Genomic DNA, 15,011 nt, shown 5'->3' with positions numbered 1-15,011 from the left:
ATTTGAAATATGCATAATCCCACCGTCCCGGCAATGCACTTCGCTTTTCCGTGGGCGGCTGGTGAGCCAACTCCGTGCTAACGCACTACGTTCTTCACATTTTACACATAATATGTGAAAAGCAACATTCTTTTAGAAAAGAACAAATCGAAAAGCAGCAGGTACTTAGGCGCCTGCTGCTTTTATATGTTACATGTTAAATTGGATTATCTTCCACGTACAATTTTCGTTGTAGTTTATACTCGGAGAAAATCCAGCCAGTATAGGAACTGATGATTTCTAAATTACGGTCAATTTGTACAACGGCTACAAATGGATAGTATTCTTTAGAACGGTAACGTAAATCGATGAGTCGTACTTCCGTATAATTATCGTACTCATTAACTTCCCAGCGATATACTGGAGAAAAGTTTAAAAAGGATTTCACATTTTTATCTGTTAATGCTTTTTGCATGATTGGAAAGTCAGGTAATGGAATCTTAGTAAATTCATCAACAATTTCAATGTGGCCATTTTCAACTGTACCAACATAGAAATTATCTGAAGTTGTGATTGCGACACGCCAATAGTTTTGTTTCAAAGTAGGTGATGTTGCAATCTCAATCGTTCCAGGGATATTTTCCTGGATTTTCTTAACGATTTCCCTTTTATCCAAATAACGTTTAATGTAATATAAAACAATCACGGAATAAACAATAAGCCAGGTAATCCCGGGATGTGCTCCTAATAACCAAGCTAAAATCAAACCGACATTCAGCATAAATATATATGGATCAAACGTATTGATAAAACCGAGTGCTATCCATTTATTTGTAAAGGGTCTGAATGCTTGTGTACCGTAAGCGTTGAATAAATCAACAAATACATGGATAATTACGGCTAGAAAAGTCCAAAGCCATAAATGAAGAAAACTTACATCTGGAACAAATAGGAATATTACACCAGATATGAGCAGACCCCATAGAATAATGGCTGGTATTGAGTGAGATGCACCGCGATGATGACGAATATAAGTAGCATTGTTTTTTAACTTAAAGATAGTATCGAAGTCTGGTGCATGAGAACCTACGATAGTACCAACTAATACTGCTTGGAATAGTGCTGGGTCACTTTGCACAACAGGATCAACGGTTGCAAGGCCACCGAGTGCAATACCCATGACAATATGGGTTCCTGTATCCATAGTCCAAGGTCCTCCTTCGCTCTATTATCTATATGTAGTTTTACCTTTTTAATCATAAATATTTATACATTTATTGTATCATAAGGAAGTGCAATCATGAGTCAGGGAATATTACAAGATTTTAACAATTTTCAGTTTGAGGAAGATTTACTTAACTGGTATTACGAAAATAAACGTGACCTACCATGGCGTCGAAGTCATGATCCATACAAAGTATGGGTATCTGAAATTATGCTACAACAAACAAAGGTGGATACAGTAATCCCATATTTCCACCGTTTTATGGAACGCTTTCCAACTGTATATGATTTAGCAAAAGCAGAGGAACAAGATGTACTTAAAGCGTGGGAAGGACTTGGCTATTATTCTCGTGCTAAAAATCTGCAAGCAGCGGTAAAGGAAGTTGTTGCAACGTATAATGGAAAGGTTCCTGATGATGCAAAGGAATTAGAATCATTAAAAGGTGTTGGGCCCTATACAAAGGGCGCTATTCTTTCCATAGCCTATAATCAGCCAGTGCCTGCAGTAGATGGTAATGTGATGCGTGTTTTTTCAAGGGTGTTAAAGATTGAAGATGATATTGCACTAGCTAAATCAAAAAAACAAATGGAAAAATACCTTGAGGAACTTATTTCAAAAGATGATCCTTCATCATATAACCAAGCAATCATGGACCTTGGTGCGACAATTTGCACGCCCAAGTCACCAGCTTGTTTAGTGTGTCCAGTAGCGGAACATTGCAGGGCATTTCAGGATGGGGTTCAGGAAGTTTTACCAATTAAATCAAAGGCGAAAAAACAAAAGAAATTACAATATATTGCGTTGCTGGTGAAAAATGAAAAAGATGAATTTTTAATTGAAAAGCGCCCGAATACAGGATTACTAGCTGATTTATGGCAATTTCCAATGATAGAGGTAGTTTCAAAAGAAATAGATATCGAATCAGAATTTTTGAAGCAATACGGTCTTACTGTTAGAAATCAGCAGAAAAAAGGGGATCTCAAGCATGTTTTTTCCCATTTGATATGGGAATTGGAGATTCATGAGGTGGAAACAGAAGAAAAAACTGTAACAGCTCCGCGTTTGCGGTTTGTGAAGAAAAATGACCTAAAGACATATCCTTTTCCAGTATCCCATCAGAATATGATGAAGTTCATATAACAATATGGCAATCATTAGCTAGTAAATGCCCAGAATGAATTTCTGGGCATTTTTGATATTCAATAAATAAAGTTGCTCTGATAGGCAATACACACTTTAATCAGAAGAAACGGTAGATGGGGGGGGGAAGAATCAGCAGATAGCACGAAATTCAATGAGAAAGAAGGGCTTTCACGCTTACGAAAAACTCCTTTCATCCTTAGTGAAAGTCCATGACAAAGGATCTCATGGACTAATCTCTCTCCAATTACAAGATCTAGGACAGGCGTCTTACCGACTTATTTAACCTCTTCTGATCAATTCCTTATTTATTTCATGCAATATCGTTAAACCTTCTGCATTTACATATGGGAGTAATTGAGATAATGCATGTTGATAATAGTTTAGTTCATCATCTTTCCATTTTGACTTACTCATCATGGACAATTCTGTAAAGTCCCTCGTATTTATTGTATTCATTTTTTTCCTCCTATAGAAGGAATGCCTTCGCTAATATTATTTGTGTAATTTCTTCTTTCTTCCCCAACACTTATTACCATAATTGTCACTTGTTAAAGAAAAAAAGATTGGATAACAAACCGGTATCTGGACAAATTAATTATTGCGGAGGTGATATTGATGGCTAATCCTAAAAAAACTTCTTCTGGTACGAACGTTCAGCATGTAAAACAGCAAAACCAACAAGCTGCCGCGGGTACTGGACAATATGGAACAGAGTTTGCTTCTGAGACAAATGCTCAGGAAGTGAGAAAGCAAAATAAAAAAGCAGCACAAGGTTCTAGTCAGTATGGTACAGAGTTCGCTTCTGAGACAAACGCTCAAGAAGTGAGAAAACAAAACCAACAAGCTGAATCTAATAAAAAATAAGTAAATTTCCTTCCTGAAATTTACTTATGAGTGGGGAAGAGCATCCTAAGTGTTAGGGTGCTCTTCTTCCATTTTACCTGCTATTGTCTTTCGCTTTATATTTCACCGTATTATCTATATAATTGATGCAAGATGACTAATGGGATATAGATAAGGAAGGTAGATAGGATGGTTGCTCCGAGAGCAGGGTCAAAGATACAGATAAAAAGCTATAAACATAATGGGCAACTACATCGAGTATGGCAGAATAGTCTCGTATTAAGAGGTACAGAATCAGTTGTCGTCTTGGCAAATGATAAAACACAAGTTACAGAAAGTGATGGTAGAACATGGATAACAAGAGAGCCAGCGATATGCTATTTCCATGCGAAACATTGGTTTAATATTATTGGAATGATCCGGAATGATGGGATCTATTATTATTGTAATATTAGCTCTCCATTTGTGTTTGATGAAGAAGCGTTAAAATACATCGATTATGATCTGGATTTAAAAGTGTATCCAGATATGACATACGATGTATTAGATGTTGATGAATATGATGAACATAAAGAGCAAATGAATTATCCAGTTGTTTTGGATCGTATCCTACATAATAATATTAATTACCTCATCAGATGGGTTCGTCAGCGCAAAGGGCCTTTTTCACCAGAATTTATTGATAATTGGTATGAGAGATACTTAACGTATCGTTAAAGTTTTAACGAACAACATCCTTGTTACGTGTTGTGTAACAAGGATTTATTTTTTTATTATAAGAACAGTAAAGAGGAAGGTTTGCGATGAGCAGTGTAAAACAATACATGGAATTTGTTAAACCCTATAGATGGAAAATCTTTTGGACTATTATTGTCGGTATTGTAAAATTTGGTATCCCATTATTAATGCCGTTAATTTTAAAATACGTCTTGGACAATATTGTTGCAGCAGAGGGTATGGCTAATGCCGAAAAACTAAATGAACTTTTTTGGATTATGGGTATTGCATTTGTCGTTTTTCTCGTTCTTCGCCCACCAATTGAATACATTAGGCAATATTTAGCGCAGTGGGTTGGAAACAGAATTATATATGATATAAGGGATAAACTCTTTGATCATATACAAAATTTGAGCTTAAAATATTATTCTTCGACAAAATCCGGTGAAATAATTTCCCGGGTAATACATGATGTCGAACAAACGAAGAATTTTGTCATAACCGGTTTGATGAATATATGGTTAGACATAATAACGATTATTATAGCTATTTGTATTATGTTAACGTTAGATGTAAAAATGACGATTATTTCTATCATTCTATTTCCTTTATTTGGATTTGCGGTTAAGTACTTTTACAGTAAATTACGCCGTTTAACGAGGGAGAGGTCACAAGCGCTGGCGGAGGTGCAGGGTCATTTACATGAACGTGTGCAAGGAATTCCGGTTACTCGAAGCTTCGCCCTGGAAGAATATGAACAGGGCCAATTTGGGAAGCGGAATGATACCTTTTTACGTAAGGCGATGAAACAGGTTGATTGGAATGCAAAAACCTTTGCAGTAACAAATACGATAACGGATTTAGCTCCATTACTTGTCGTCGCATTTGGTGGATATCTCGTAATAAGTGAGGGCTTAAGTGTAGGAACGATGGTTGCATTTGTCGGATACATGGAGCGTGTATACAGTCCGTTAAGAAGATTAATTAACTCATCGACAACGCTCGTTCAAGCGATTGCATCCATTGACCGTGTGATGGAATTTATCAATGAGAAATACGATATCACTGATAAAGAGAATGCAATCAAGCTCGGTAGGGTCGAAGGAAAAGTTGATATAGAGAATGTATCTTTCCGATATGAAGATGAAGAACAATTAGTGCTTAAAAATATTAATCTTCATGTTGAAAAGGGAGAAACGATAGCTTTTGTCGGAATGAGTGGTGGAGGAAAGTCAACAATCGTTAGTTTGATTCCACGCTTTTACGACGTGTCAGATGGTTCGATAAAAATTGATGGAATGGACCTGCGTGATGTAAAAGCAAGATCACTACGAAATAATATTGGTATGGTATTGCAGGATAATATTTTATTTAGTGAATCAATTGCTTTTAACATTCGAATGGGAAATCCAGAAGCAACAGACGAAGAAGTAATTGTAGCAGCAAAGGCCGCAAATGCTCATGGCTTTATTGAAAAGTTACCGAATGGCTATGACACGCTGGTTGGGGAGCGTGGTGTGAAATTATCTGGGGGTCAGAAGCAGCGAGTAGCTATCGCGCGTGTGTTCTTGAAAAACCCACCAATTCTAATCTTTGATGAAGCGACATCTGCGCTTGATCTAGAAAGTGAACATTTAATTCAAGAAACAATGGAAAAACTTGCTTCAGACCGTACAACATTTATTGTCGCGCACCGATTAGCAACAATTACGCATGCTGATAGGATTGTTGTTATAGAAAATGGGGAAATAACCGAAGTAGGTTCTCATGATGAATTAATGCTAAAGCAAGGCAGTTATTATAATTTATATCAGGTACAGAACTTGGATGACTAGCATAGATGGTAGTTCATGCATTGGGTTTAAATAGGGAATAGAATATTGAATTTTAAGGCAGTCCATTTCACACATGAAATGGACTGCTTATTTTTATGGGTAAAGATATGTGGAATACCGGTGGAGGTTCAATAGCTAACCACGAAAAGCGAAGTATCTTTCCGGAACGGTGTGTTTAGAATTGTTCTGAATTAAAGAAGTTATAAAGAAAGCAGGAAAATACGAAAAGAGCCTTATTAAAAGATTAAAATCTGCTCCGAATCTTGACGCGCGTCAATTTCATTTTAGCAATTCTCCTTTATGATGAATTCATAAGGAAAACAATGATTGCTTATCCAATTATGTGTCATATAAAAAGGAGAAGATGCACGATGTTTATTCAATGGATTAATAAATATAAAAAACAAATCACATTTTTATCGGGAGGATTATTAGTACTAGCACTTGTCGTTAACCTCGCAGGCTATTACAATGTGCGTCAAACAATCTTAGTCATTACCACGATTATTGCTGGAATACCCATTTTCACGAAAGCATTTCAAGCCTTACGTATGAAAGCATTCAGTATTGAACTGTTAGTAACAATCGCCGTAATTGGTGCACTGTTTATCGGCGAATATGTTGAGTCTGCGGTTGTAACCTTCCTCTTCTTATTTGGAGATTATCTAGAAGCACGTACGTTGGAAAAAACGCGTTCTTCCCTAAAAGACCTTGTTGATATGGCACCACAAGAAGCAACCGTTATTCGTAATGGTGATATAGAAACCATTCCAGTGGAAGATGTTGTCCTAGGAGATCGGATTATTATTCGATCAGGTGGAAAGGTTCCAGTTGACGGCAGTATAGTCTCAGGTCAGGCTTCATTAAATGAAGCAGCTGTAACTGGGGAGTCTGTTCCCGCAGTGAAAAAAATGGATGATAAAGTTTTCAGTGGAACGATTGTTGACAATGGCTACATTGAAATGATTGCTGAAAAAGTGGGCGATGATACAACGTTTGCAAAAATTATTGAACTGGTGGAAGAAGCACAGGAATCCAAATCAAAAACGCAAAAATTTCTCGATAAATTCGCAAATGTTTACACACCAGCCGTTGTTATCTTGTCTGTACTCGTATATGTTCTGACAAGAGATTTGCACGTAGCCATTACATTCTTAGTAGTCGCTTGCCCTGGTGCACTTGTAATCGGTGCTCCAGTCTCGAATGTAGCTGGAATTGGAAATGGTGCGAAACATGGGGTACTCGTAAAAGGTGGAGAAGTAATGGATAGTTTCTCTAAAGTTGACACGCTTGTATTTGATAAAACTGGAACACTCACAAAAGGAAAACCTGAAGTTACTGATATTAAAACATTTAACGATTACGAAGAAAATGCGATATTACAACTTGTTGCCGAAGCTGAAATGATCTCTGAACATCATCTGGGCCAAACAATTGTGAAAGAAGCAAAAGCAAGAGATATTACGTTAGACGAAGAACCAGAGAAAAGTGAAGTCATTAAAGGAAACGGAATACGTGTTACATTGGGAGGAAAAGTACTTGTCATTGGTAACCGTAAATTAATGAGGTCTGAGAACATTGACATACCGATAGAAATTGTCACATATGCAGTAAACCGTGAGAAAGCAGGGAACACTGCTATTTTCGCAGCTGTTGATGGTAAGGTTGCTGGAATCTTCTCGATTGCGGACCAAATTAGAGAAGACGCACCAAGCGCACTAGCAGAAATGAGGAAAAATGGTATTAAGAAAATTATTATGCTCACTGGAGACAATAAACACACAGCAGAAATTGTTGCTAATCAGTTAGAAATTGATGAGGTTCATGCAGAATTACTACCTGAAGATAAAGTGAAATATGTAAAACAATTAAAAGAATCTGGTCATGTTGTTGCAATGGCAGGGGATGGTATAAACGATGCTCCAGCAATTGCTACCGCAGATATCGGATTGGCAATAGGAGAAGGTGGAACAGACATTTCAATGGAAACGGCAGATGTCGTCTTAATGGCAGATAAATTATCCCAATTCTCACATGCATATTCACTTTCCAAAGCAACCATTCGCAACATGAAGCAAAACACCTTTTTAGCAGTAGGCATTGTCTTTGTTCTATTAGCAGGGGTGCTCGGAGGAATTATTCACTTGGCATCAGGCATGTTCATTCATGAAGCGAGTGTCCTGCTCGTTATTCTGAACGCTATGCGACTGATTCGCTTCAGCCGTAAAGGTAAGAAGGAAGAAAAAAGTCTAGAAGTAACACCAGCATAAGAGGAAGAAATTATATCTATCCACCACTAAGTATGCCAGCACTTTATATATAGTAAGCTAAGGTAAGGGGATATTAAAAAGAATGCACCTTCCAAAACGGAAGGTGCGTGTTAAAATCTATTTATTTAGCCATTTTCTCAAATGCATTTCCTACAGCGCGGATTGTTTCGTCAATATCTGCTTCTGTATGTTCGGTTGTTAAGAACCATGCTTCATATTTAGAAGGTGCTAGGTTAATGCCTTCTTTTAGCATCAACTTGAAAAATTCACCAAACTTTTCTCCATTACTTGCTTGTGCTTCATCATAGTTCGTTACTTTATCTACATCGAAAAATACAGTTAGAGCGCCACATAGACGATTTACTGTAATATGCATTCCGTGAGTTTCTGCTTTAGCGAGAATGCCTTTTTCTAAACGCGAACCAAGCCTGTCTAGTTTTTCGTAGACACCCTCCTGGCTGAGTACTTCTAAACAAGCAATTCCAGCAGACATTGATGCTGGATTTCCAGACATTGTGCCCGCTTGATATGCTGGTCCAAGCGGTGCAACTTGCTCCATGATTTCTTTTTTACCACCATATGCCCCAATTGGAAGGCCACCGCCGATAATTTTACCCATAGCAGTCATATCTGGCTCGACGCCGTATAATTGTTGTGCACTACCATATGTAAAGCGGAAAGCGGTAATTACCTCATCATAGATAACCAATGCACCAGCTTCGTGTGTTAGGTCGTTTACAGCTTGTAAGAAACCTTCCTCTGGTTCTACAATACCGAAGTTGCCGACAACAGGTTCAACTAAAACAGCAGCAATTTGATCTCCCCATTTATTTAATGCTTCCTTATATGAAACTAGGTCATTAAATGGAACGGTGATAACATCTTCAGCAGTAGAAACTGGAACACCAGCAGAATCTGGTGTACCTAATGTTGATGGACCTGATCCAGCTTGAACGAGAACTGCGTCGAAGTGTCCATGATAGCACCCTGCAAATTTAATGATTTTCGTTCTTCCAGTGTAAGCACGAGCAACACGTATCGTTGTCATCACAGCTTCTGTACCTGAATTATTAAAACGAACACGCTCTAATGAAGGAATGGCTTCCGTTAACATTTTAGCAAATTTATTTTCAAGGCTTGTTGGCGTACCGAATAGAACACCGTTGTTTGCAGCTTCATGAATCGCTTTTGTAATATGTGGATGAGCGAAACCAGTAATAATTGGTCCATATGCTGCTAAATAATCAATATATTTATTACCGTCAACATCATAAAAGTACGCACCTTCTCCTCTTTCCATGTATACAGGTGAGCCTCCACCGACTGCTTTATATGCTCGGGAAGGAGAATTGACCCCGCCAACAATAAGTCCTAGTGCTTCATTATATAATGCTTCCGATTTAGAAAAATTCATTAGTAGATTCCTCCTCAAAAATTAAACCCGTACTTAATATACCAAAAAATACCGAATAACACGAAAAACTTGTCATGAATTAAAAAGAGACAAGCTTTTAGGAAATCCAACATATAGATAGAATAGAGTTTAATGAAGGGGTACTTATTTATGAATATAATTCCTTGGATTTTTATTTTACTTACTTGTTTCATTATAGGTATAAGCATTATTGGATTTATTAAAGGTAAGAAGATTTATGTGCAATTTGAACTTAGAGAAAGTAGATTTTCAAGTGAACTATTTTTTGCCTTACTAGTTATTTATATCATCGTAATTTTAGGTTTTGGTTTGATATACTTTATTCTTTCGTTTCAAGGGATTGTTTTGGTAGAAAATGGTGAGTTAAGACAACCGAGTTTGTTAGGGTCAATTATTCACTCAATATATTTTAGTGGTGCGACCATGTTAACGATCGGATATGGGGATATTACACCAATCGGATTAGGGAGATTTATTGCCTTAGTTGAAGCGCTAATTGGTTATGTTCTACCGACTGCATTTGTATTAAAACTATTTGAAGCAAGGGAAAGAAGTAGAGATAAATGAACCTAGATGAATGATATGGTATAGTTGGGAAAAAGGGGAGGAATCTTAAGTGACAATTGAAGTAGGAAAACAAGTAAAGGATTTTACATTACCAAGCCAAAATGGTGAACAGGTGAGCTTATCCGATTTCCGTGGGAAAAATATCGTATTATACTTTTACCCGAAAGATATGACTCCAGGTTGTACGACAGAAGCTTGTGATTTCCGTGATAATCACGAAAGTTTTGCAGACCTTGATGCGGTTATTATTGGTGTTAGCCCAGATCCAATTGAAAAGCATCAAAAATTCATTGATAAACATGAATTGCCATTTCTTCTTTTAGCAGACGAAGAACATCAAGTTGCAGAGGATTTTGACGTATGGAAACTGAAAAAGAACTTTGGCAAGGAATATTACGGAATTGAACGCTCTACATTTATTCTTGATAAGGAAGGCGTCTTACAAAAGGAATATCGTAAAGTAAAAGTGCAAGGTCATGTAGAAGACGCACTACAGTATATACGTGAAAACTTATCATAATGAAAAGAGAAGTTAGCGGGATTCCGTATGCTTCTCTTTTTTAGTAATACGTTGTCTTTTATTTGAATAGGATATAGAGACGCCTAATAAAAATGATAATAAGTAATAATACTCCCAATCTTTCATAATTTTAGGTAAAATAATAGTAAATCATTTCTTGGGAGGTACGAACATGATTGTTTTTTCTGCAAAAATTTCAAGCAAGCATCAGGAACGATTAAGGACAAGCTTTCCTCGGCAAACATTTATTTTTTGTCATTCTGCTAAAGAGGCTTTTGAGAACGTGAAAGATGCAGTGGTTTACGTTACCTTTGGTGATGACGTGGATGAAAAATTATTAAGTGAGGCTAAGAAGCTAAAATGGATTGCTGTACTTTCTGCTGGTGTGGATGGCTTTCCTTTTTCATTGCTAAAAGAGAAAGGGATTACCGTAACAAATGCTAAAGGAATTCATGCGATTCAAATGTCTGAATATGCGATCTCGATGCTTCTCCAAGTATATCGCCAGGCAAAAGTTATTACGAAAAACGAGGAAAACCATATATGGGATAAGTCTATACGTATGCAGGAAATTAGTGGGAAAACAATGCTTGTTGCTGGTACTGGTGCGATTGGAAGTGAAGTAGCCCGATTAGCTAAAGCATTCCGAATGAAGACAATCGGTGTTTCTAGAAGTGGGAATACGGTTGAATATTTTGATGAAAACGATAAGATAGAAAATCTAGATAGCTATTTGCCATCGACAGATTTTATTGTATCGGTATTACCAAGTACAGAGGAAACGAAGGACGTTTTTACGTTAGAACAGTTCAAATTGATGCCTGAAAATGCTGTATTCCTTAATATGGGTAGAGGCGATGCGGTAATAGAAGCTGATCTTCTAACAGCTGTTCAGACTGGGGAAATTGCTCACGCTGTATTAGATGTGTTTCATGAAGAACCATTACCTGAGAATCATCCTTTCTGGGGAGAAGAAAATATTACAGTGACTCCTCATGTTTCGGGGCTATCACCTAATTATATGAAGAGGGCACTTGAAATTTTGGCAAAAAACATAGAAAAATATGAAACGAATGAGAAAAACTTTGTTAATAGAATTGATTTGGATAGGGGGTATTAATAATGGCGAGAATTTATACACGATCAGGTGACAAAGGGTTGACTTCACTTGTATATGGGGAAAGAGTTCCAAAGAATGATTTACGTGTAGAAGCTTATGGGACATGCGATGAAGCGAATTCTTTTATTGGATTAGCGGTTAGTTTTTTAGAACAGGAAGAATGGGATGGGAAGGAAGAGTTCCTTGAGACGATGCATCGTGTACAAACAATCATGTTTCATGTGGGAGCGGAATTATCAACTCCAAAAGGAAAAGAAGTTGCCTGGAAGCTTAAGCAGGAACATATCGATGAACTGGAAAAGCAAATTGATGAATGGGATCAGCATCTTGAACCACTTAAAAACTTTATTTTACCTTCTGGAAATCGTATATCTAGTACCCTACATGTTGCAAGAACCGTTGCAAGGCGTGCAGAGCGAACAGCAGTGGCGCTTGAAGATGAACTAGAAAATCCCTTTGTAAGGCAGTATCTCAATCGATTATCCGATTTTCTCTTTGTTGCAGCACGTTATATTAATACATGCTTAGGTGGAGAAGAGAAATCGCTGGTAGCTGATATTTAAATTGGATAATATAGAAGGAAATAAACAGGACGAGAAATCAAATCAAGGGACTAGACATATATTAATACTATAATCAAGGTACTTATATTGACAGAAAGTAATCATAGAAGGTAAACTATTTATAAAGATTATAAATTAATAATATTATTAAACAGGTATAAATTAACTGAAAGTGAGGTGGATGACTGTGTCTGAAAAACGTTTACACCAAGCGATTGATACTTTGAAGGAATCAGGAGTCCGTATCACACCACAACGTCATGCGGTACTTGAATATCTACTTAATTCAATGATCCATCCTACAGCGGATGAGATTTATAAGGCACTTGAAGGTAAGTTTCCCAATATGAGTGTTGCAACTGTATATAATAATTTGCGCGTTTTGCGTGAAGTTGGTCTAGTACGTGAACTAACATATGGAGATTCATCAAGTCGGTTTGATTGTAATACGACAAAGCACTACCATATTATTTGTGACCAATGTGGTAAGATAGTTGACTTTCACTACCCATCACTAGATGAAGTAGAATCGTTAGCCGAGCAGGTGACAGGATTCGATGTTAGTCACCATCGCCTAGAAGTTTATGGTACATGTAAAGAATGTAAGAAAGTACCAAGTAAAGGTCATTAAAAGAAAAACGAAAGCGCATTTAGAGGTATATGGAGTATCTTCGCAACGAGTGCTGGTGTTAGACGGTGCTTTTACTGAAAAGAAAATGTAGCAAGGGAATTTTTATACTATACTTATCCCAAATAAAAAATCCAAATGCGTGAAATTGCATTTGGATTTTTTATTTAGCTATTGCTTTTATCCTTTTTGCGATTAGAATTATATTTCTCATCAAATTCTTTTCCTTCTAATTCTTTATCCATTGTTAATGGTTGTTTACAATGCATACATGCATCAACTCTTCCCAACATTTTTGTTGGTTTACCACATTCAGGACAAACAACAGGGACGGCCCTTAAGGATAATGTGCCGATCCATACATATACAACACAACTTAAGAGAATCATCAACAAGCCCAAGATGAAGAAAAGTACCATTACCCACTCTGTATTTTTCAATAATAGTCCAGCATACATTAAAAGAATCCCAGCACCAATTAAGATCAAAGCAAATGAACGTATTTTATTGATTTTACTAGAATAAACTAAGTTTCGTTCCGCCATATGTATCCTCCTTATTTCTCCATCAGTAGTATAGCATATTTTTTACGGAAATTCGTTCTAGAAAAAAGGGTTTTTTATTATATATAACGAAATATATAATAGGAGTAGATTTTTTGTGATATTTTGTCGGAAATTGATGTTTTACTATATAGTCAGTTACTAGAAAAAATGATATCTTATTAAAAGTTGATTATTTTATGCGGAGGGAATCAAATGGAAAATTTCCTAAGACCTATTTATCAAGAACGTGCAAGTGATCAAAATACACTTGGAATACTTACAATGGAGAAGATCAAACCAAACAGCCCCTTAACAGATAACTTTGATATTATCCTACTAATCATTGTTAAAGAAGCGAAGCAATCATGGCATGTGAAGCATTATGAGAGTGGTGGGGAAACAGCTGCACTACATGTTGTAACGGAAGGAACATTGATGGAATGGGTTGATACAAGTAGTTATAGAAGAGCGGTAGAATGGTTAATAAACGGGAAGGTAGTTTATGATCGAAATGAATACATAAGTGAGTTGAAAGAAAAACTTAGAGACTTTCCGCGTGATAAAAGGAAGATTCGTAAAGCAATTGAATTTGGAAAACTTGTGAAGAGTTACAATGAAGCGAAAGAGTTATATGAATTAAAAGAATATAAGGATGCGAATAGTAAAGTGCTCTATTCCCTACATTATTTAGCACGCTTGGCTGTGATTGAAAAAGGTTTTTATCCAGAGGTAACCGTATGGAATCAAGTGAAGCAAATTGATCTAGAAGTTTATAAATTATATGAAGAGTTTATTGAGAGTAACGAGGAAATTAGTAAACGGATAGAATTAATGATACTTGCAATGGATTTTGTTATAAAAAACAGAGCAGAGGTTTCAGTAGAGCATCTATTGGATATTATGAGGATGAAGGAATATCCTTGGTCGTATGCTGAGTTAAAAAGTTCTCCAATGATTGAAACATATACGTTGGATTTGTCAGCGATCATATCTTATTTAGAGGAAAAGGAAATGATTGAAGTTGTCCTTCAAGAGACGAAAGGAAAGGGAGTTTATCAAAGGAAATATAAAATCCAATAATAAGTAGTAACATGTGCCTGCTTTCTTCATAGAATAACATTGGCAGTGAAGTTCTCAAGGATTAATAAAAAGTAAAAAATAAACGTTGACTTTCTATTTCACCCATGATAAAGTATAACTTGTCGCTAAAACAAAGCATTTAACGACAATTAATTTCAAAAATACTTGTTGACATGTGGTTGGCTCGTATGTTATATTAATAAAGTCGCTGTTACAAAGCGGCTGAATGAATTGCTCTTTGAAAACTGAACAAAACAACCAGTATGATTCAAGGAAAGGTGAGAGCGTTCGTTTTACGACGTACGAACTGGACTGAGCCGAAGGAGATAAAGGAAACACGACGACCGTAAGGAGTCGATGTTGACTTATCGTACGGAGGTGAAGGAAGTTTCGCTAGTCGTTGAACGCTCGAACTAGACAATTATACAAAAGAAACGCTAGTTTCTTTCTATAGAAGGTAACACTTCTAAAAGCTAAGACTCGTCTGATTGATTGGTGTTAATCAGATACAAACTTTTTTGGAGAGTTTGATCTTGGCTCA

The 15,011-nt window shown here is 36.7% G+C and carries 15 protein-coding genes; 11 read left to right on the top strand and 4 right to left on the bottom strand.

The window, feature by feature from the left end:
* Positions 1 to 196: 196 nt before the first annotated feature.
* On the bottom strand, positions 197 to 1,183 hold the full coding sequence (locus tag D8M05_RS13100) for a metal-dependent hydrolase (RefSeq protein WP_121132533.1): 987 nt from the start codon (positions 1,181 to 1,183) through the stop codon (positions 197 to 199).
* Positions 1,184 to 1,279: 96 nt separating this feature from the next.
* Here D8M05_RS13100 and mutY point away from each other — a divergent pair, with 96 nt between their 5' ends.
* On the top strand, positions 1,280 to 2,344 hold the full coding sequence (gene mutY / locus D8M05_RS13095) for an A/G-specific adenine glycosylase (protein ID WP_121132530.1): 1,065 nt from the start codon (positions 1,280 to 1,282) through the stop codon (positions 2,342 to 2,344).
* 282 nt (positions 2,345 to 2,626) lie between these two features.
* On the opposite strand, the gene D8M05_RS20240 is transcribed toward mutY, so the two are convergent.
* The gene (locus D8M05_RS20240) at positions 2,627 to 2,803 is read right to left on the bottom strand and encodes a hypothetical protein (protein WP_183072797.1); all 177 of its coding nucleotides are present in this window, start codon (positions 2,801 to 2,803) and stop codon (positions 2,627 to 2,629) included.
* 156 nt (positions 2,804 to 2,959) lie between these two features.
* On the opposite strand from D8M05_RS20240, the gene D8M05_RS13090 reads away from it, so the two are divergent.
* The 4 genes from D8M05_RS13090 to D8M05_RS13075 all read left to right on the top strand — a co-directional run bounded on the left by D8M05_RS13090 (position 2,960) and on the right by D8M05_RS13075 (position 8,012).
* The gene (locus tag D8M05_RS13090) at positions 2,960 to 3,211 is read left to right on the top strand and encodes a gamma-type small acid-soluble spore protein (RefSeq protein ID WP_379543433.1); all 252 of its coding nucleotides are present in this window, start codon (positions 2,960 to 2,962) and stop codon (positions 3,209 to 3,211) included.
* Positions 3,212 to 3,379: 168 nt separating this feature from the next.
* Positions 3,380 to 3,907, top strand: coding sequence for a nucleoside tri-diphosphate phosphatase (gene ntdP, locus D8M05_RS13085; RefSeq protein ID WP_121132526.1), 528 nt, complete (start codon positions 3,380 to 3,382; stop codon positions 3,905 to 3,907).
* A gap of 86 nt (positions 3,908 to 3,993) precedes the next feature.
* Positions 3,994 to 5,742, top strand: a complete 1,749-nt coding sequence (locus D8M05_RS13080; protein WP_121132524.1) for an ABC transporter ATP-binding protein — start codon at positions 3,994 to 3,996, stop codon at positions 5,740 to 5,742.
* 371 nt (positions 5,743 to 6,113) lie between these two features.
* On the top strand, positions 6,114 to 8,012 hold the full coding sequence (locus D8M05_RS13075; protein ID WP_121132522.1) for a heavy metal translocating P-type ATPase: 1,899 nt from the start codon (positions 6,114 to 6,116) through the stop codon (positions 8,010 to 8,012).
* Between the two features lie 121 nt (positions 8,013 to 8,133).
* Here D8M05_RS13075 and D8M05_RS13070 read toward each other — a convergent pair whose 3' ends face one another.
* Positions 8,134 to 9,426 carry a glutamate-1-semialdehyde 2,1-aminomutase gene (locus D8M05_RS13070; RefSeq protein WP_121132520.1) on the bottom strand — a complete coding sequence of 431 codons (1,293 nt, stop codon included), beginning with the start codon at positions 9,424 to 9,426 and terminating at the stop codon, positions 8,134 to 8,136.
* A 150-nt stretch (positions 9,427 to 9,576) separates the two neighbouring features.
* On the opposite strand from D8M05_RS13070, the gene D8M05_RS13065 reads away from it, so the two are divergent.
* The 5 genes from D8M05_RS13065 (at position 9,577) to perR (ending at position 12,848) form a co-directional block, all read left to right on the top strand.
* A complete protein-coding gene (locus D8M05_RS13065; RefSeq protein ID WP_121132518.1) occupies positions 9,577 to 10,014 on the top strand; it encodes a potassium channel family protein in 438 nt (145 codons plus the stop codon).
* 49 nt (positions 10,015 to 10,063) lie between these two features.
* On the top strand, positions 10,064 to 10,534 hold the full coding sequence (gene bcp / locus D8M05_RS13060; protein WP_121132516.1) for a thioredoxin-dependent thiol peroxidase: 471 nt from the start codon (positions 10,064 to 10,066) through the stop codon (positions 10,532 to 10,534).
* 172 nt (positions 10,535 to 10,706) lie between these two features.
* Complete coding sequence (locus tag D8M05_RS13055; protein WP_121132514.1) at positions 10,707 to 11,654, top strand: D-2-hydroxyacid dehydrogenase; 948 nt, start codon at positions 10,707 to 10,709, stop codon at positions 11,652 to 11,654.
* Positions 11,655 to 11,656: 2 nt separating this feature from the next.
* Positions 11,657 to 12,217 (top strand): cob(I)yrinic acid a,c-diamide adenosyltransferase, encoded by a 561-nt coding sequence (locus D8M05_RS13050; protein WP_121132512.1) that lies wholly within the window; start codon positions 11,657 to 11,659, stop codon positions 12,215 to 12,217.
* A 181-nt stretch (positions 12,218 to 12,398) separates the two neighbouring features.
* On the top strand, positions 12,399 to 12,848 hold the full coding sequence (gene perR / locus D8M05_RS13045; RefSeq protein WP_121132510.1) for a peroxide-responsive transcriptional repressor PerR: 450 nt from the start codon (positions 12,399 to 12,401) through the stop codon (positions 12,846 to 12,848).
* Positions 12,849 to 13,012: 164 nt separating this feature from the next.
* Here the strand turns inward: perR and D8M05_RS13040 are convergent, their stop codons facing one another.
* Positions 13,013 to 13,390 carry a YgzB family protein gene (locus D8M05_RS13040; protein ID WP_121132509.1) on the bottom strand — a complete coding sequence of 126 codons (378 nt, stop codon included), beginning with the start codon at positions 13,388 to 13,390 and terminating at the stop codon, positions 13,013 to 13,015.
* A gap of 213 nt (positions 13,391 to 13,603) precedes the next feature.
* Between D8M05_RS13040 and D8M05_RS13035 the strand changes: the two genes are divergently transcribed.
* Entirely contained in the window at positions 13,604 to 14,470 is an 867-nt protein-coding gene (locus tag D8M05_RS13035; RefSeq protein WP_121132506.1) for a nucleotidyltransferase-like protein, read from the top strand.
* The last annotated feature ends 541 nt before the right edge of the window (positions 14,471 to 15,011 follow it).

The sequence above is a fragment of the Oceanobacillus bengalensis genome (assembly GCF_003628445.1).
Lineage (GTDB): Bacteria > Bacillota > Bacilli > Bacillales > Amphibacillaceae > Oceanobacillus > Oceanobacillus bengalensis.
This window is presented reverse-complemented; position numbering and strand designations above follow the sequence as displayed.